The sequence below is a fragment of the Buttiauxella cochleicola genome (genome assembly GCF_021282435.1).
Classification (GTDB): domain Bacteria; phylum Pseudomonadota; class Gammaproteobacteria; order Enterobacterales; family Enterobacteriaceae; genus Buttiauxella; species Buttiauxella massiliensis.
In genome coordinates, this window is the sequence record NZ_JAJSOT010000007.1 from 129,925 (window position 1) to 147,364 (window position 17,440).

The following is a 17,440-nucleotide window of genomic DNA, read 5'->3' on the forward strand; positions in this document are numbered from 1 at the left end:
CAGTTACGGATGAACAGTCAGCATGCCGGTGCTGGTTCCTGTTGCCCGCCACTGAGGTACATACATCGACTCCACTTGCGAAACCGGCACGTTATAGCTTCCCGGAGTCACAGCGCGAGCAAGATAAACCAGGGTCGCATGCTGCCCTTCATTGAGCGGTAACGCGGCAACAAAGCGATCGTCACGGAACTCCATATGCTGGATATCCGCCTGCTGCATCTGGGTTAACAGACCCTGAACCTGGCTATCACTGTCACTCAGGTTGGCGCTGCTTTCAGAAAGGTTCTGGTTTTCCAACTCAAGCCCGGCAGGCAACAAATCGACCACCAGTGCATCAGGCACATTTTTATCTGCCCATACATCCAGCCAGACCATCACCAGTTCACCACTTTTCAATTCTGACAACGACTTGCTGTTGCCTTTCGCATCAAGGAAATGGCGCTCAATATGCAACACGTTGCTGTAAGGCGCTGGAGCCTGCTGCGGAAAACCAACCGTATCCAATCGAAGATAGAGATTACCCGTCCCGGTATTAGTAATCTGTAGGCCAGCGAGTTGTTCAGCGGACAAATTACGAGTCACTGATTGAGTACCCGATAATGAATCGGTTGCAAAAGATACCTGTGACTGCCAATCCCCTTTCGCCGTTTGCCAGTTGCGACCCGCCAGGAACAACGCATTACTTTCCTGCGTGGAAAGCCAGCGCTGGCTGTATGCAAGATTAGAGAGGTCCATCAGCAATTGATTCTGCTGTTCTGGTAGCAATTTGTTCTCTTCCAGCAGGCTCAGCATCATCGCTTTGTCACGCAACTCACTGCCATAATCTGCCATCCAGATACGCTCGTCGCTACGACTGGTTTGCAAACCTAACTTGATAGCTTCATCGCCTCGTGGTGCGTCCCCCATCAACTTCAATGCCACACCAAGTTGTACCAGAGGTAAGCCTGCACGAGCGCTGCTATGGCGCAACCAAAGTTCACGCAAGGCACCCAATGGCGCTTTTTGCTGACGGGCTAATACCTGAGCGGCGTACGCTTGAACAGCAAATTTACTGGCAGCAGCATCATCGCTGTAGCGTAAAGCGATAACTCCGGAATCCTGAAGATAACGTAGCAGGCGCTGGTTAGCTTTATTTAGCGAATCAGTATTAACGCTATAACCCTGCTCACTCGCACGAACAAGGAAATCGGTCACATACGCTGTTAGCCAGTATTCTTCTGGCCCTTCTTTATCCCATAGCCCAAAACTGCCGTTGTCGCGTTGCATATCCAGCAGGCGAGCAATCCCCAGGTCGATTGCAGCGCGGCGCTGTTCATCGCTAGTTCCTGTAATACCCAGAGCTGCTAACTGTGCCTGGTTGGTATAAAGCGACGGGAACAACCCACTAGTCGTCTGTTCCAGGCAGCCATATGGATAGGCTTTCAGTTCACGAATATAGCGGGCGAGGTTTAGCGGCGGCCGACCACTCAATAGCAACTGGCCTTCAAGTGTTGCTGGTGCCAGGCCGGAAATATGCTGCGGTGGAATATCCCACACTTCACCCGCTGCAAGCACCGCACCACTGTTGATGTTTTGCGCCGGGAACGGAGGACGGACACCTAATTTCCACTGTTTTTGCTGTGCGGCAAAAGTTTCACCCGGCAAGCTAAGCCCAGTAATTTGTGCTGTTAATTCCCCATCACCGAAACCGTCCAATGCACGAACCGGAATAAACACGGTTTTACGCGCACCTGGTAATAACGTCACGGATTGCACTGAAGCAGAGTTCAGCGCAATCAAGCCGGTAGTTTTCAGGTTAATACTGAGTTGTTGAGGTTGGTCTGTCAGGTTGGTGAGATCCATAGCCAGGCGGCTGCTGTCTCCACTGGCCATAAAGCGTGGTGCTGCAAGTTCAGTAACCAGCGGAGCCGCAACAACAACTTTTTCCTCACTGTTACCAAAATGGTCATCGGTCCAGGCTTGCGCCATTACCCGTAGCTCACCATTAAAATCACCAATAGGGAGCGTGACAGTACCTTCACCCTTTTCATCCAGTTGTACAGGTTGAGCTTGCTGAGCAATGATAGTGACATGGTTTACCGGCTTTTTACCGCCACGGCTTAATTCGTCACCTTCATCGCCATCACCACCAAAACGTAAAGCTGCAAGCCGCCCTTCACCCTCAATAACCTGGCCATAGATATCGTATAAATCCGCTCCATAACGTTTACGGCCAAAGAAGGCTTCCCACGGATCTGGGGTTTTATAGTCGGTAATATTCAGTACGCCGCTATCAACAGCTGAAACCAGCACATGAATTTGCTTTGGCATTTCACCGTTAATCGGCTTGGTTTTTACTTTTACCGTGAGGTTTTGATTCGGACGCATTTTGGCTGGTGCTTCTAAAGAAAGCGCCAGTCTGCGACTTTCATCTCCCAGTGGCAGATGCAAAATCCCAACAGAACGTTTTGGCGTGGAGGCGCGGCTCTTATCCCCAGGTCGAATAACAAGCGTGCTGAGATAGAGATCATGCCGCTGCCAACTTTTATCGACCGGAATCGCGATATCCAGACCTTTCTCCGGAACATCAATTTCTTTCCACCACAGCGGGCCATCGCTGGATTCAACCATTGCATAGCCTTTGCCAGCCGCCGGAGCAGAAATATGCAGATTGATGGTGTCACCAGGCTTATAACTCGGTTTATCAATTTTCAGCGTTACACGGTCAGGGCGCACAGCCCCCTCTCCATCGCTGTTGTCCTGCCAGCTGTAGCCTGCCCAAAAGCGAATGCTGCTGACGATATTAGTGTCAGGATCGCGAACTTCCAGACGGTAGGAACCCCACTCAACCGGGAAAGCCACTTTGCCCGTTTCACCTGCGGCAAGATCCAGTTTTTGTTCAGCCTCTACGAGATCTTTCTGATCGTATTGCGACTGCCAGCCCTGGCCCTCTTCCCAGTTCCAGAAGTAATCCCGACGTTCGCGAATTAAACGCACATCAAGACCAGAAACCGCCAGTTTCTCACCTTTAGCATTGGCATAAACAATATCAAAACCAGCGTTCGTGTCCTCGTCGACTATCGGTTGGATTCGTGTGCTGTCAGTGCGGTAATCGTAGATTTCTTTACTAGCAAATTGAGGACGAATGCCTGGCAGTGCTTCAGCAGGCCAGATAGCTTGCTCAGCACGGCGTGTTACCGGACGGCCACCTGATTCCAGCAAGCTGGCTTGCAGCACCAGCCGTAACGGAGAGTGAACATCTGCCCATTGGCTATCGGTGCTTACCGTTGTTTTGCCTTGTTCATCAAGCTGAAGCTGAACCTCATCAAGATTTCGGGTGAGGTTTTCCTCGTTGATGTCGCCAAACTGGAAACCTGGTAAGGACGATACAGCTTCACGTAATGGACGCAGGAACAATTGCCCTTGCAAGCTGTTCCCCGAGGCTGGTGCACCATAGAGATACCGCCCGGCAATCTGGAAGCTCACAGACTCATCAGGGCCAATGGATTGCGATTGGTTTGTGATGTTCAGAGCCATACGCTCGGGCATGAAGTCTTCAACTTTAAAAGCCCAAATACGTGGCTGGTTATCACCCGTATTTACACGCACTTGCCAATTACCCGTTTGTGCATCCTGGCTTAGCGGATAACTGAACTGATATAAGCCATTTTCTGATTTCCAGACCTGCGTTCTGGCGACTTGACCATCAGGTTTTACAACTTCCAGTTTTACTGGCTGCGCTGGTAATACCTTCCCATCACTATCACGTAACAATGCATTCAACAGTACTGTTTCCCCAGGGCGGTAGAGATCCCTTGGGCCAAACATAAACAGCTCCTTACTGAAACCGGGTTCTCCAGCAATGTTAAACTCGGCCAGATCCAGCGCCGGGCGGTTTAAGTCCAGCATCGTAGTCTGCTCGCTTGTTCTCGCCAGCAACAACGTGCCTTTTTCTATTTTTTCAAGCACCGCGTGACCATCGCCATCACTCTTAGCCTGTGCCAGCGTGTGCCCTTTTTCATCAAGCAACGTGATTTCGACATTTGATTGTGCAGCACCATTTTCAAGGCTTTGAGTAAACACATCCAGGCGGTCATGGTAACGATGCGCTGACACCCCGACGTCACTCAAAGTGAACAACGTTGCCGCGTTACTGTAACTGTAATGCCCCGCCTGATTCATAATCGCGATATAAACGCCTGGCTGTTGCAGCGGTTTAATCTCGCCTAACGGTAGCAATAGTTTTTCACGGGTATTACGCGCAGGATTAAGATCGAACCTGCCGCTGTAAACTAAGTCAGCAAGTTTTAATAAATTGTCTGATTCCCAATTAGATACTGAGTTTCGGTATTGCCACTGGCTAATAAAGGAACCTAGTGATTCACTTTTTATGCGGTAGAAATTGACATCAATTTTATCGACGTTGAGCGCCATGACCGGTAAACCGGCAATAACTTTAGTGGGAAGTAATGACCCCCGGCTGGCAAAACCAACGCTCGGTTGAATATCACGGGTTGAAATTTGCTTCTCAAAATTACTATCGAATGTCGCTTTATTGAGCGCAAGCAGCCCACTATCAACGGTCAAAATCAGTTCACGTTTCGGCTCGAGATGGCGTAAACGCAATTCTTTAAGGTCGGCTGAAAGCTCCCACGCGCCATCAACTTTCCCACTGGTTTTATCGACTAAATGCGCCACCCGGGAGAAGTCCTGGTTGGGATCTAAAGGGATAGAGAATGTGAGGACCAACGTGCTTGCGCCATCAAGCTGTACTTCAGAGGCATCAAGCAATTTCAGCTGCTTGCCCGCAGAATCCTTCGCCAGTTTTTCGAGCTGCGAGGCATCAGGCTTAACAGGGGCAGCAACCTGTTGCTGAGCGGAAGTTTCGCTCTTCGCCACCGGTTTTGATTTGTCGTTATTGTCACAGCCCGTAAGCGCCAATGCAGCCATTAGCGTTGCAGCCAGTCCTACCAGACGAATTGATCTCATTTTTATCCCTGGCCGATAAGGCCCATTAAATCACCAAGTTCTACAACTATTATGCGGGTTCATCAGAAAAACGAAAGTATCCAAATTCTGCATTGCGTACTCACTCGCAAAGGGAAGCTGGCATCGTGCAACGGTTTCATCAGTAAACCGTGTCAAAGTGCAAGCGCGATCACAGCCTGAAAGGTTACATGTTACCTTCTGAGTTATTTGTTTTTAAAACAATAAGATAGATGGATTGCATGCCTTTTTCCTTGCTACATTTCGCTTTGAGTCGCTGCCTCAACGCGGTGTTTAGCCAAAGTGATAATAAGAGATTGCTAAATGAAAAGTGCCGTTAACGCTCTACAAAACTTCGGAAAATCACTCTACGGGCCTGTGCTTATTTTACCCATCGTCGGTTTATTTATCGCGTTTGGTAATGTATTGGGCAATGGCAACCTGGCCGAATATTTACCGTTCCTTGGCCATTCCTCTATTCAACACACGGGCGTTCTCATCTCCAAATCAGCGGTATCGGTTTTGGCGAACCTGGCGCTGGTATTTGGCGTCGGCATCCCCATTGGTCTGGCGGCCAAAGACAAAGGATATGCTGCATTAATTGGTCTGGTTACTTTTATCGTATTTATTAATGCGATGAACGTAACGTTACAGCTTCAAGGCGAACTGGCTCCTGCCGACCAAATGCGTGCCGCAGGGCAAAGCATGGTGTTGGGTGTCCAGGTGCTTGAGATGGGCGTTTTCGCTGGGATCCTCACAGGCGCACTATCGGGATACTTATACAACCGCTATTCCAGCGTACAGTTTTCTGGTGCGATGGCGATTTACTCCGGTCACTGTTTTGTCGCCATTATTATGCTGCCGGTTTCAATGTTACTCGGCGTAGTGATGAGCGAACTCTGGCCGTTTGCTCAACATGGCATCAGCGCACTGGCGCTGGCGATTAAAGGTGCCGGGGCGTTTGGCGTAGCCATCTACGGTTTCCTGGAACGCATTCTGGTACCAACGGGCCTGCATCACCTTGTTTATACCCCATTCCTGTATACCGAATTAGGCGGTACGGCCGATGTTTGCGGCAATATTTACCAGGGCGCGCGCAATATTTACTTTGCAGAAATGGCCTGCCCGAGCGTGCATCAACTGAGCAGCACTGTGGTGTGGGACGCCCGTGGAATCAGCAAAATGTTCGGCCTCCCTGCGGCAGCACTCGCCATGTACATGACGGCGAAACCCGAACGCAAAGCTGCGGCCAAAGCGATTCTCATCCCTGCAGCGCTGACATCCATGCTGGTTGGGGTCACGGAGCCACTGGAGTTTTCCTTCCTGTTTGTCGCCCCATTGTTGTTTGGCGTGCATGCGGTTCTGACCGGCATCGGCATGATGCTGTTCTATTTGCTGGGCGTTCACGCCATCGGTGCCAACGGGATTATCGATTTCATTCTCTATAACCTGCCGCTTGGGACTGAAAAATCCAACTGGCCGATGTATATCGCCGTCGGGCTGATGATGTCGGTGATTTATTTCCTGGTGTTCCGCTTCCTGATTCGCCGTTTCGATATGAAAACACCGGGGCGTGAGAGCGATGACCAGGAGACAAAACTGTATAGCAAACAAGAATATCAAGCCAAAGGCAACAATGATGGCTTGGGTGAAGCGATTGTCGAAGGCCTCGGTGGCCGCGCGAATATTGAAGTGGTCGACAACTGTTACACCCGTCTGCGCGTTACGGTGCGCGATGTGTCAATTATCGACGAACCCCGCCTCAAATCAACGGGTGCGAAAGGGGTGATTAAACAAGGTAATAACGTTCAGGTGGTCTACGGGCTGCATGTCAAAAAAATGCGTGAAGCAGTAGAGACGTTTCTCTAAAGGAGTCAATGATGTTTAAACCCCCATTTATTTTGTCCATTGCCGGTGGCGGAAGTACTTACACGCCGGGCATTGTTAAAAGCCTGATGGTGCGCCTGGCCGATTTCCCGTTATCTGAAATTCGCCTTTACGATATTGATGGCGAGCGCCAGTCGGTCATTGCTCCGGTGGTTGAGAAAGTCATCCGCGACCATAGCCAAAGTATAAAATTCACCGTAACAACTGACCCGGAAGTGGCGTTTAGCGGAGCTCATTTTGTCTTCGCACAAATGCGCGTTGGGCAATACAAGATGCGTGAGCAGGATGAAAAAATCCCACTACGCCATGGTGTGGTTGGGCAAGAAACCTGTGGGCCAGGCGGGCTGGCGTATGGCCTGCGCACCATTTTGCCTATGGTCGAGTTATGTGATTTTGTTGAGCGTTACGCCCATCAAAAAGCGTGGATTGTGAACTATTCCAACCCGGCGGCAATTGTTGCTGAAGGGGTTCGCCGTCTGCGCCCGAAAGCTCGCGTTTTAAATATTTGCGATATGCCGGTGGCGGCAATGCGCAATATGGGTGCCATCCTCGGAGTTGATCGCCACAAACTCGAAGTTGATTACTTCGGCCTGAATCACTTCGGCTGGTTTACCCGTGTGCTGGTTGATGGTGAAGACCGCCTGCCAGAGCTGCGTCGCCATATCGCTAAGTTTGGCCTGCTGACAGAAGATGCCGCGCAAACCGATCCGCAGCATTCCGACCCGTCGTGGGTGAAAACCTGGCGTCACATTAAGCCGATTATGGACCATTTCCCGGAATATCTGCCGAACCCGTATTTGCAGTATTACCTGATGCCAAACGACATCGTTGAGCACCAAAACCCTGATTACACTCGTGCCAACGAAGTGATGGATGGGCGCGAGAAGAAACTGTTTTCTGCCGCCGCTGAATATAAGCAAACCGGGATTTTGCCGGACGCATTCCATGTCGGCGTACACGGTGCCTTTATTGTTGATGTCGCCTGTTCACTGGCCTTTGATTTGCGCCAGCGCCACCTGGTGATTGTGGAAAACAAAGGGGCGATTGCAAACCTGCCTTATGACGCAATGGTTGAAGTCCCAGCTTATATCACTTCAGAAGGGCCAGAACCGGTACGCATGGGTGCGGTTCCTCTGTTCCACCAGACATTGTTGATGCAGCAACTGGCTTCAGAACAATTGCTGGTTGAAGCGACCATCGAAGGCAGTTACGAGAAGGCATTACAGGCGTTTACGCTTAACCGCACCGTGCCGACGATGCAGCACGCCAAAGCGATTCTCGACGATATGATTGAAGCCAATCGCGATTACTGGCCGAAACTGCAACAGGCGTGGAAAGATGGCGAAAAAGTGGTTTAGTTTTGTGATGTACCCTAAATAATTCAAGTTGCAGGTAGGCGGCAAGGGAGCTTATCCCCAGGAGCTTACTTAAGTAAGTGACCGGGGTAAGTGAGCGCAGCCAACACCCCTGCAGCTTGAAGTATGACGGGTATAAATACGAGGCACCTCGCAGCAGTGGACATGGTTGCTTGTCGGTTTGGTGAAAAACACCGACAATCCGATAGTGAATAATCATTCGGAGGCAACCATGTCCACTTCTTTCTTCGTTGCAGGCGACTGGCTCGCAGAACATATTAATGATGAGAATATCCAGATTATTGATGCTCGCATGTTGCCTCCAGGCCAGGAGCATCGGGATATCGCTGGCGAATACCGTGCTGGCCATCTGCCACGCGCGATATTTTTCGATATTGAAGCCCTTTCTGACCACACCAGCCCTCTGCCGCATATGATGCCGCGTGCTGAAGCCTTTGCAGTCGCCATGCGAGAGCTGGGTATCAGTAGTGATAAACATCTGGTTGTTTACGATGAAGGCAACCTGTTCTCCGCACCGCGAGCATGGTGGATGCTGCGTACTTTCGGCGTTGAAAATGTGTCGATTCTTGCAGGCGGCCTGGCCGACTGGCAGCGTGAAGAACTGCCTCTACAGCAGGGTGACGTTAAATTACCGGAAGGTGAATTCGACGTGAATTTCGATCCAATGGTGATTAAGCGCCTGACCGATGTTCTGCTGGTTAGCCATGAAGGCACTGCGCAAATTGTTGATGCCCGTCCTTCTCCACGTTTTAACGCGCAAGTTGACGAGCCGCGCCCCGGCTTACGGCGTGGGCACATTCCTGGTGCTTTCAACGTGCCGTGGAACGATCTGGTTGAAAATGGCCAGTTGAAAACCACCGACGATCTCAATGAAATCTTCACCCGTCAGGGCGTGAGCTTTGAAAAACCGATTATCGCCAGTTGCGGTTCAGGCGTAACAGCGGCAGTGGTGGTATTGGCGTTAACCACTTTGGGCGTAAACGGTGTTTCACTGTATGACGGCTCCTGGAGTGAATGGGGTGCGCGTTCAGATTTGCCTGTTGAACCGGCTCAATCACAATAATGGATAACCGCCTGGCCGGTCTGCTGGAGCGCGGGGAATCTTTAACCCGCGCTGAATATCGCGTGCTCTCGCATCTGACCAACCACCCGCTGCTGGTGGGGAATATCACGGTGCGGGAACTGGCCCAGGCGACATTTGTTTCCAGCGCGACCATCATGCGCCTGTGCCAAAAGCTAGGGTTTAGCGGTTTTAGCGAGTTTATCTGGCACTGTAAGCAACTACTTTCCAGCACTCCGCATATTGCTAACCAGCCAGCCCAGTCTGCTTCCGCACTGCCGGTTTTATTTGATCAGTTTGTCGATAATTACCGCCAGACATTCCGTTGGGTAACGCCGGAATTAATGGCGCAGTTCGCCGCATTGCTACGCGAAAAAGAGAGCTTCTTTTTGTACGGTGCTGGTTTTTCTTATTTGTTCGCGGAATATCTGACAAAGAAACTTCAGGTGCTGGGAAAAACTGCCTTTATTTCCGGGCCAGGCGATAGCCGGGGAATATTTCTAAGTAATGCCTCGAAGTATCAAGTATTCATCGCCATTTCTCGTAGCGGTGAAACTGAGCAGGTGTTGGATAAGGCGCGAATTGCGCAAAATGTGGGAATGTCGATTGTGGCATTTACGCGAGCTTCGCCAAACAGTTTATCAGGGCTGGCTGACGTGCATTTTGCACTGTACGACGAGGCGATTCACTATGCGGCCGAAGCCGCAGGCATTACGTCTTTTGAGTCGAATCTGGTGATGCTGATTGATTTACTGCTGTTGCAGGCAACAGCATAAACCATCAAATAATGCGGTTGGTTTTGAAATCGCGCAGGAAACTTCCCCAACGGCGTTCGTAGAAAGGTGTGATGTGAGCCATCATAAAGTGGCTAATACCTTTCTCGCCTTCTACGACCTGGCAAACATCAACCGGTTCATCGCCCGGTAAGGTATCGGACGCGACACTTCCCGCCTGGCGAATAATCGCTTCGATTTCCCCTTCTGCTTCAATGCCAATTAGCAGGTTCGGCTGCTCGTCTGCACGTTCTTTAATGGAGCAGATAAACGCACGCTTCACGGTTTTCAGGTTTTTAAACAGCGTAGTCAGGGAGTCGACCATTTGTGCTGGCGGTTCAGCCACTTCGGAAAGCAGCAAAGAAGTCCCACCATCCAGCACTTCTTGCTGAGTTAACGGGTCGCTTTCATCACTGATTAAATGGGTGATTTCACGCGGGGTGAATTCTTTGCCAGTTGGCAATTTAGCGTTCAGAAACAGCGTCGCGCCCTGCGTCATCTCGAAGAGGGTGCGCACTGGCATTACGACAAATGCCTGCTCGTGGCTGATGGCTTGTTGCAGCGCCTCAACAGAAGTGAAGAACGGAATGACTGAGGTGCCATCGTCTTTTTCCCAGTGCTGCAATTCAACGGCACTATCCGCGTCAATGGCCTCGCCTTCAGCGGCGGTACCCGGTACCCAAACGGTGGATTCCAGTAACACGCGGAAGAATGCCGGGCGATGAGCAGGTTCAGTGGCCGCCTGCTCAAGCAGGGTTTCGAGTTCGTTTTTGAGTTCTGACATGGTCGTTCCAGGGGAAAGCATAATTTGTAGCGCGGATTAGCGAAGTGCCATCCACCATTTACTTGAAAAAGTGGCGGATGGCGCAAGCTTATCCGCCCTACAAAAGTAGTGTTACTGACTAACCAACAGATTCGCAATCGCGCGCACACCAATGCCTGTTGCGCCAGCAGACCACTGCTCAACCGCACCTTTACGGTAAGTAGCAGAGCAGTCAATGTGCAGCCAACCTTCGTGATAGTTTTCCACGAAGTGGGACAAGAACCCGGCAGCCGTGCTCGCACCCGCAGGGAAGGACGCGTTGGAGGTGTTGTTCAGCTCGGCAAAATTAGACGGCAGTTGGTTGCGGTGGAACTCAGCTAGCGGCAAGCGCCAGAATGGCTCGTTTTCTGCCGCAGCGCTTTCCATCAAACGGTTTACCAACCCATCGTCGAAGCTGAACAGCGCGTGATAATCGTTACCCAACGCGGTTTTCGCCGCACCGGTTAAGGTTGCGCAGTCGATGATCAGTTCTGGTTTTTGTGCACAAGCATCAATCAGGCCATCAGCCAACACCAGGCGGCCTTCCGCATCGGTGTTCATGATCTCAACGGTTTTGCCGTTGCGATATTTAATGATGTCACCCAATTTGAAGGCGTTACCGCTTACCAGGTTATCGGCACAGCACAGGTAGAGTTTCACGCGCTTGTCCAGGCCGCGAGTGATAGCAAACGCCAGTGCACCGGTAATGGTGGCAGCGCCGCCCATATCGGATTTCATGGAATCCATGAACGCGCTTTGCTTCATGCTGTAGCCACCGGAATCGAAGGTGATACCTTTACCGACCAGGCAGGCATAAACCGGTGCATCCGGGTTGCCGGTTGGGTTGTAATCCAGTGCCAGTAGTACTGGTGGGCGCTCCGAACCACGGCCAACAGTATGAATACCCATATAGTTCTGCTCGCGCAGATCTTCGCCTTTGGTGATGCGGTAAGAAACGTTGTCGCAGGCGACATCACACAGCAGGTCAACCGCGCGAGAAGCGAGTTGCTCTGGGCCGAGTTCTTCGGCTGGTGTGTTGATGGTGTGGCGAACCCAATCAATGATTTTCAGGCGGTTATTGAGTTCTTTTTGTTCTTCGTCGTTCAGTACAGCCCAGTCCACTTTACGGGTACCTTTTGGCGCACGGTAACCCTGCCAGAATGCCCAGCTTTTCTCGACATCCCAGCCATCACCCGCCAGCTGGACGTGCTTCAAACCCTGGCCGTCAATTTTACGTGCCGCACGTTGGATTAGCCCCAGGTCATCTTTGCCTGTCAGGTGCAGGGTAATCCCTTCGTCGTTGATGCTATACGCGGCTTTTTCGCCCCAACGCGCATCGGCAGGTGCGGTGGATAGCGTGATTTTCATGGCTTCTGACATTTTCTTTTCCTTATACTTTTCAGCTCATGCTTCATAGAAAAACGGGCCGCCAGAGGCAGCCCGTTGATTTTTATTCCGCTTCATCTAACCAGACTAACAGAATAGCTTCCAGAACTTTTTCATTGGATGCGCCTGGCTCGTCGTCAAAATCTTCGAGTTCGCAGATCCACTGATGCATATCGGTAAAACGTACCGTTTTTGGATCAAGATCCGGACGGCTGTCATACAGAGCTTCACCAATTTCGCGGCTATCGGTCCATTTCAGTCCCATAAGCTACTCCTGTTAGTGCTCACGTGCATGGTTGATGGTGTAACGTGGCATTTCAACCACCAGATCTTCATCCGTTACACGCGCCTGGCAGCTTAAGCGGCTTTCAGGTTCGAGACCCCATGCTTTGTCCAGCATGTCGTCTTCGTCTTCCGTGCTTTCAGCCAGGGAGTCGAAACCTTCACGCACGACACAGTGGCAAGTGGTGCAAGCACAGGATTTTTCACAGGCGTGTTCAATCTCGATACCGTTGCGCAGCGCAACATCAAGAATGGTTTCACCGACATTCGCTTCCAAAACTGCGCCATCTGGACACAAATCCTGATGAGGCAGAAAAACAATCTTTGGCATGTTAAACCTCGTCCACGGAGTGGCCTTTCAGCGCCTTACGGATTGATTCATCCATACGACGAGCGGCAAAATCCTGTGTTTGTTTGTCTACGTTTTTAATGGCTTGTTCAATCGCATCAATGTCTTCACCGGCAGCAGCGGCATGGAGTGCCACCATTGTCGCGTCGATATCTGCGCGTTCTGCACCGCTCAACAGCGCAGCATCTGTAGCTAATGCACCCTGCAAACTTTCCAGCACGCGGGCCGCATCGACTTTTTGTTCTGCGAGCATGCGCGCTTTCACGTCATGCTCGGCATAGCTCATGGAGTCCTGAATCATGCTGGCGATTTCGCCATCGCTCAGGCCATAAGAAGGTTTCACCTGGATAGACGCTTCAACGCCGGTGGATTTCTCCATAGCGGTAACACTCAATAAGCCGTCAGCATCAACCTGGAAGGTAACGCGAATATGCGCCCCGCCCGCAGGCATCGCCGGAATACCACGCAGCGCAAAACGCGCCAATGAACGGCAATCTTGTACCAGTTCGCGCTCGCCCTGCATCACGTGAATCGACATTGCCGTTTGGCCGTCTTTGAAAGTCGTGAAGTCCTGAGCACGCGCAACCGGAATAGTGGTGTTACGTGGAATCACTTTCTCAACCAGGCCGCCCATGGTTTCGAGGCCGAGCGACAGCGGAATAACATCCAGCAGCAGCATTTCGCTGTCAGGCTTGTTGCCCACCAGAATATCCGCCTGGATTGCCGCGCCGATGGCGACAACTTTATCCGGGTCGATGGAGGTCAGCGGCGTGCGGCCAAAGAACTCGCCGACACGCTCGCGCACTAATGGCACACGGGTAGAACCGCCGACCATCACAACTTCCAGCACTTCGTCGGCTTCCACACCTGCGTCTTTCAGCGCACGGCGGCAGGCCAGCAAAGTACGTTTTACCAGCGCTGTAATCAGTTCGTTGAACTGTTCGCGAGTGACGGAGCCCGTCCAGCCAGCTACTTCCACTGTGACAGTTTCGGCATCGCTTAAGGCAATTTTGGCGGCAATCGCGGCGTCAAGTAACTGGCGCTGCACACGGTCGTCGCTACGGTCAGCCACACCGGCTTGCTCACGCAGCCAGTCGGCTAACAGGTGGTCAAAGTCATCGCCGCCGAGCGCAGAGTCGCCGCCGGTTGCCAGCACTTCAAACACGCCGCGGCTTAAACGCAGAATAGAGATATCGAAAGTACCGCCGCCTAAATCGTAGACCGCGATCACGCCTTCTTTGCCGGAATCCAGGCCGTAAGCGATAGCCGCTGCGGTCGGTTCATTGAGCAGGCGCAGCACATGCAGGCCAGCCAGACGCGCAGCGTCCTTAGTGCCCTGACGTTGTGCATCGTCGAAATAAGCAGGAACGGTAATCACCACGCCATCAAGCTGGCCTTCCAGCGCTTCGGTTGCGCGTGCGGAAAGGGCTTTAAGGATGTCGGATGAAATGCGAATAGGGTTCAGCAGCCCGGCCGGGGTGTCGATCATCGGCAGGCCGTTTTCACTCGCTTTGAATGAATAAGGCAGATGCGGGTAACGCGTCTGGATATCCGCCAGCGAGCGGCCCATCAGACGTTTTACCGAGCTGATGGTGTTTGCCGGATCTGTTGCGGCTTGCGCACGCGCGTCCCAGCCCACATTCAGGCCTTGTTGCTGATAGTGCACCACAGAAGGCAGCAGATGACGCCCTTCATGGTCAGGCAGCGTTTCAGCTTGCCCGCTGCGAACAGTTGCAACCAGTGAATTGGTGGTGCCTAAGTCAATGCCCGCCGCCAGCTTACGCTGATGAGGTGCCGCACTCAGACCCGGCTCACTAATTTGTAATAACGCCATATTGAGCTTCCAGTTAAAAATCGAGCAGCTTTTCTTCGAGTTGTTCTATTTGGCTGCGCAGTTTATCGAGAAAACGAAGTTTACGCACAGTATCCGCCGCTTGCGTCCACTCCTGGTTGTCCAGTTGCTGTACCATTTGCGCCATGCGGGTTTTCACCATCGCATTCACGTTGGCACTAAAGGATTCCAGGCGGTCGCTGTCTTTGGCGTGCTCGATGTTATCAAGCTCTTCGCGTAATTCGAGTTGTTCCATCAAAAACGCGGTATCGCGCACGGTATGCTGTTCATTCGCCAGATCAAAACCGTTTAATGAAAGGATGTACTCAGCGCGCGGCAGCGGGTGACGCAGCGTTTGCCAGCCCTGATTAATGTTCGCAGATTGTTGCACCGCAAGCAGTTGTTCCGCTTGTGGACGGCTGGTGTATTTATCAGGGTGGAACTGGCGTTGCAGCTCCTGGTAACGGGTAGCCAGCAGCTCTTTGTTGAGGGTGAAGCCTACCGGTAACCCAAAGAGGGTGAAGTAATCCATAACAGACTCAGGGTTAACATGGTGGTAAAGCGTCATACCCCACAGGCGTGGGGTATGAGCTGAAATCAGACGTGGAAGCTTTCGCCGCAGCCGCACTCATCTTTTACGTTCGGGTTAGTAAATTTAAACCCTTCGTTCAGACCTTCTTTCACGAAGTCGAGTTCGGTGCCGTCCAAAAATTGCAGGCTTTTACCATCGACGACCACTTTCACGCCTTTGTCTTCGAACACGGTGTCTTCTGCCATCGGTGCGTCAACAAATTCAAGAACATAAGCCATGCCGGAGCAGCCTGAAGTACGAACGCCCAAACGCAGACCAAATCCTTTACCGCGATTAGCTAAGAAGGCATTCACACGATCGGCAGCGCTGTGGCTAAGGGTAATCGACATACAACAACCTCAATTGATTTTTCTTCATTCTTTAAGCTGCAGCGGCGTTGGCTGCAACTCAAATTATTTTGAAAAGACTATTTAGCTTCACGCTTACTTTTATAATCCGCAATAGCCGCTTTAATCGCGTCTTCTGCCAGGATTGAGCAGTGAATCTTCACCGGTGGCAGTTCGAGTTCTTCTGCAATGTCGGTGTTTTTGATGGCTTGCGCTTCATCCAGAGATTTACCTTTGACCCATTCGGTCACCAGCGAGCTGGAAGCGATGGCAGAGCCACAGCCGTAGGTTTTGAAGCGAGCGTCTTCAATAATACCTTCATTGTTGACTTTGATCTGCAACTTCATCACATCACCACAAGCAGGTGCACCCACCATGCCGGAGCCGACGCTGTCGTCGCTATTATCAAAAGAACCAACGTTGCGTGGGTTTTCGTAGTGATCGATTACTTTTTCGCTGTAAGCCATTTTTAGTTTTCCTGAATCCGATATCGACGTTCGAAACGAACGATTAGTGATGAGCCCATTCGATGGAGTTAATATCCACGCCCTGCTTAAACATGTCCCACAGTGGAGAAAGTTCACGCAGACGGCCAATGGACTTACGTACCAGTTCGATGGTGTAGTCGATCTCTTCTTCAGTAGTAAAACGACCCAAAGAGAAACGGATAGAGCTGTGAGCCAGTTCGTCGGTCATGCCCAGTGCGCGTAGCACGTAGGATGGCTCGAGGCTTGCTGATGTACAGGCAGAACCGGAAGAAACCGCGAGGTCCTTCAGAGCCATAATCAGAGACTCGCCTTCAACGTAGTTAAAGCTCACGTTGAGGATAGTTGGCACGCCATTTTCCAGATCGCCATTCAGATAGACTTCTTCCATATCTTTCACGCCGTTCCACAAACGGTTACGCAGCGTGCGCAGACGGGACATTTCTGTCTCCATCTCTTCTTTCGCGATACGGTAAGCTTCGCCCATACCAGCAATCTGGTGAACAGGCAGAGTACCAGAACGCATACCGCGCTCGTGACCGCCACCGTGTACCTGAGCTTCGATACGAATACGTGGTTTACGGCGAACATACAGCGCGCCGATGCCTTTAGGGCCATAAATTTTGTGACCAGAGAACGACATCAGGTCAACTTTCAGAGTGCTCAAGTCGATAGGCAGCTTGCCCACGCTCTGAGTCGCATCCACGTGATAGATAATGCCACGCGCACGGCACATTTCGCCGATTGCCGCGATATCTTGCACCACGCCGATTTCGTTATTCACGTGCATGATAGAAACCAGAATGGTGTCGTCACGCATCGCCGCTTCCAGCACGTTCAGGTCAACGATACCGTTGCTCTGTGGTGCCAGATAAGTCACTTCAAAACCTTCACGCTCAAGCTGGCGACAAGTGTCCAGCACAGCTTTGTGTTCGGTTTTAACGGTGATGATGTGCTTGCCTTTCTTCTGATAGAAGTTAGCCGCACCTTTGATGGCGAGGTTATCAGATTCAGTTGCACCGGAGGTAAAGACGATTTCACGCGGGTCTGCACCAACCAGTTCAGCGATTTGGTTACGGGCGATATCTACAGCTTCTTCTGCCTGCCAACCGAAACGGTGAGAACGAGAAGCCGGGTTACCGAAGGTTCCGTCCATAGTCAAAAACTGCATCATTTTCTGCGCAACACGCGGGTCAACCGGCGTAGTCGCAGAGTAATCGAGATAAATCGGTAATTTCATTGCTCTTAAGCTCCGTACATCACTTCAATTCAAAATCCCCTTCATCTTTCAAGTTACAGATGCGTTGGCTGCTCTCATTCACCCGA

The 17,440-nt window shown here is 51.4% G+C and carries 14 protein-coding genes; 4 read left to right on the forward strand and 10 right to left on the reverse strand.

The features are described from left to right. Nucleotides 1-3: 3 nt before the first annotated feature. The gene (locus tag LVQ77_RS16700) at nt 4-4,968 is read right to left on the reverse strand and encodes an alpha-2-macroglobulin family protein (RefSeq protein WP_232905023.1); all 4,965 of its coding nucleotides are present in this window, start codon (nt 4,966-4,968) and stop codon (nt 4-6) included. A 321-nt stretch (nt 4,969-5,289) separates the two neighbouring features. On the opposite strand from LVQ77_RS16700, the gene LVQ77_RS16705 reads away from it, so the two are divergent. The 4 genes from LVQ77_RS16705 to LVQ77_RS16720 all read left to right on the forward strand — a co-directional run bounded on the left by LVQ77_RS16705 (nt 5,290) and on the right by LVQ77_RS16720 (nt 10,064). Then, complete coding sequence (locus LVQ77_RS16705; RefSeq protein ID WP_232866099.1) at nt 5,290-6,834, forward strand: PTS transporter subunit EIIC; 1,545 nt, start codon at nt 5,290-5,292, stop codon at nt 6,832-6,834. Nucleotides 6,835-6,845: 11 nt separating this feature from the next. Next, nucleotides 6,846-8,210 (forward strand): 6-phospho-alpha-glucosidase, encoded by a 1,365-nt coding sequence (locus tag LVQ77_RS16710; protein ID WP_232905024.1) that lies wholly within the window; start codon nt 6,846-6,848, stop codon nt 8,208-8,210. Nucleotides 8,211-8,439: 229 nt separating this feature from the next. Further along, nucleotides 8,440-9,291, forward strand: a complete 852-nt coding sequence (gene sseA, locus LVQ77_RS16715) for a 3-mercaptopyruvate sulfurtransferase (RefSeq protein ID WP_232905025.1) — start codon at nt 8,440-8,442, stop codon at nt 9,289-9,291. Beyond that, nucleotides 9,291-10,064 carry a MurR/RpiR family transcriptional regulator gene (locus tag LVQ77_RS16720; protein WP_232866095.1) on the forward strand — a complete coding sequence of 258 codons (774 nt, stop codon included), beginning with the start codon at nt 9,291-9,293 and terminating at the stop codon, nt 10,062-10,064. Before sseA ends, LVQ77_RS16720 begins: the two co-directional genes overlap by 1 nt. A 4-nt stretch (nt 10,065-10,068) precedes the next feature. On the opposite strand, the gene sseB is transcribed toward LVQ77_RS16720, so the two are convergent. The 9 genes from sseB to LVQ77_RS16765 form a co-directional block, all read right to left on the reverse strand. Continuing rightward, nucleotides 10,069-10,845 (reverse strand): enhanced serine sensitivity protein SseB, encoded by a 777-nt coding sequence (gene sseB, locus LVQ77_RS16725; protein ID WP_232905026.1) that lies wholly within the window; start codon nt 10,843-10,845, stop codon nt 10,069-10,071. A gap of 111 nt (nt 10,846-10,956) precedes the next feature. Continuing rightward, nucleotides 10,957-12,243 carry an aminopeptidase PepB gene (gene pepB / locus LVQ77_RS16730; RefSeq protein ID WP_232905027.1) on the reverse strand — a complete coding sequence of 429 codons (1,287 nt, stop codon included), beginning with the start codon at nt 12,241-12,243 and terminating at the stop codon, nt 10,957-10,959. Nucleotides 12,244-12,313: 70 nt separating this feature from the next. Continuing rightward, a complete protein-coding gene (gene iscX, locus LVQ77_RS16735; RefSeq protein ID WP_120065263.1) occupies nt 12,314-12,514 on the reverse strand; it encodes a Fe-S cluster assembly protein IscX in 201 nt (66 codons plus the stop codon). A 12-nt stretch (nt 12,515-12,526) separates the two neighbouring features. Then, nucleotides 12,527-12,862 (reverse strand): ISC system 2Fe-2S type ferredoxin, encoded by a 336-nt coding sequence (fdx, locus tag LVQ77_RS16740; RefSeq protein WP_034459208.1) that lies wholly within the window; start codon nt 12,860-12,862, stop codon nt 12,527-12,529. A 1-nt stretch (nt 12,863) separates the two neighbouring features. Continuing rightward, nucleotides 12,864-14,714 (reverse strand): Fe-S protein assembly chaperone HscA, encoded by a 1,851-nt coding sequence (gene hscA, locus LVQ77_RS16745; RefSeq protein WP_232905028.1) that lies wholly within the window; start codon nt 14,712-14,714, stop codon nt 12,864-12,866. 13 nt (nt 14,715-14,727) lie between these two features. After that, nucleotides 14,728-15,243 carry a co-chaperone HscB gene (gene hscB, locus LVQ77_RS16750; RefSeq protein ID WP_232866087.1) on the reverse strand — a complete coding sequence of 172 codons (516 nt, stop codon included), beginning with the start codon at nt 15,241-15,243 and terminating at the stop codon, nt 14,728-14,730. 65 nt (nt 15,244-15,308) lie between these two features. Continuing rightward, complete coding sequence (iscA, locus tag LVQ77_RS16755) at nt 15,309-15,632, reverse strand: iron-sulfur cluster assembly protein IscA (RefSeq protein ID WP_064513071.1); 324 nt, start codon at nt 15,630-15,632, stop codon at nt 15,309-15,311. Between the two features lie 77 nt (nt 15,633-15,709). Further along, nucleotides 15,710-16,096 (reverse strand): Fe-S cluster assembly scaffold IscU, encoded by a 387-nt coding sequence (iscU, locus tag LVQ77_RS16760; RefSeq protein WP_015703172.1) that lies wholly within the window; start codon nt 16,094-16,096, stop codon nt 15,710-15,712. A 43-nt stretch (nt 16,097-16,139) separates the two neighbouring features. Then, the gene (locus LVQ77_RS16765) at nt 16,140-17,354 is read right to left on the reverse strand and encodes an IscS subfamily cysteine desulfurase (RefSeq protein ID WP_151995804.1); all 1,215 of its coding nucleotides are present in this window, start codon (nt 17,352-17,354) and stop codon (nt 16,140-16,142) included. Between the last annotated feature and the right edge of the window lie 86 nt (nt 17,355-17,440).

Excerpts from the sequence above, each read along its gene's own strand:
- LVQ77_RS16700 (WP_232905023.1), bottom strand. The coding sequence starts at position 4,968 with ATGAGATCAATTCGTCTGGTAGGACTGGCTGCAACGCTAATGGCTGCA.
- LVQ77_RS16705 (WP_232866099.1), top strand. The coding sequence starts at position 5,290 with ATGAAAAGTGCCGTTAACGCTCTACAAAACTTCGGAAAATCACTCTAC.
- LVQ77_RS16710 (WP_232905024.1), top strand. The coding sequence starts at position 6,846 with ATGTTTAAACCCCCATTTATTTTGTCCATTGCCGGTGGCGGAAGTACT.
- sseA (WP_232905025.1), top strand. The coding sequence starts at position 8,440 with ATGTCCACTTCTTTCTTCGTTGCAGGCGACTGGCTCGCAGAACATATT.
- LVQ77_RS16720 (WP_232866095.1), top strand. The coding sequence starts at position 9,291 with ATGGATAACCGCCTGGCCGGTCTGCTGGAGCGCGGGGAATCTTTAACC.
- sseB (WP_232905026.1), bottom strand. The coding sequence starts at position 10,845 with ATGTCAGAACTCAAAAACGAACTCGAAACCCTGCTTGAGCAGGCGGCC.
- pepB (WP_232905027.1), bottom strand. The coding sequence starts at position 12,243 with ATGTCAGAAGCCATGAAAATCACGCTATCCACCGCACCTGCCGATGCG.
- iscX (WP_120065263.1), bottom strand. The coding sequence starts at position 12,514 with ATGGGACTGAAATGGACCGATAGCCGCGAAATTGGTGAAGCTCTGTAT.
- fdx (WP_034459208.1), bottom strand. The coding sequence starts at position 12,862 with ATGCCAAAGATTGTTTTTCTGCCTCATCAGGATTTGTGTCCAGATGGC.
- hscA (WP_232905028.1), bottom strand. The coding sequence starts at position 14,714 with ATGGCGTTATTACAAATTAGTGAGCCGGGTCTGAGTGCGGCACCTCAT.
- hscB (WP_232866087.1), bottom strand. The coding sequence starts at position 15,243 with ATGGATTACTTCACCCTCTTTGGGTTACCGGTAGGCTTCACCCTCAAC.
- iscA (WP_064513071.1), bottom strand. The coding sequence starts at position 15,632 with ATGTCGATTACCCTTAGCCACAGCGCTGCCGATCGTGTGAATGCCTTC.
- iscU (WP_015703172.1), bottom strand. The coding sequence starts at position 16,096 with ATGGCTTACAGCGAAAAAGTAATCGATCACTACGAAAACCCACGCAAC.
- LVQ77_RS16765 (WP_151995804.1), bottom strand. The coding sequence starts at position 17,354 with ATGAAATTACCGATTTATCTCGATTACTCTGCGACTACGCCGGTTGAC.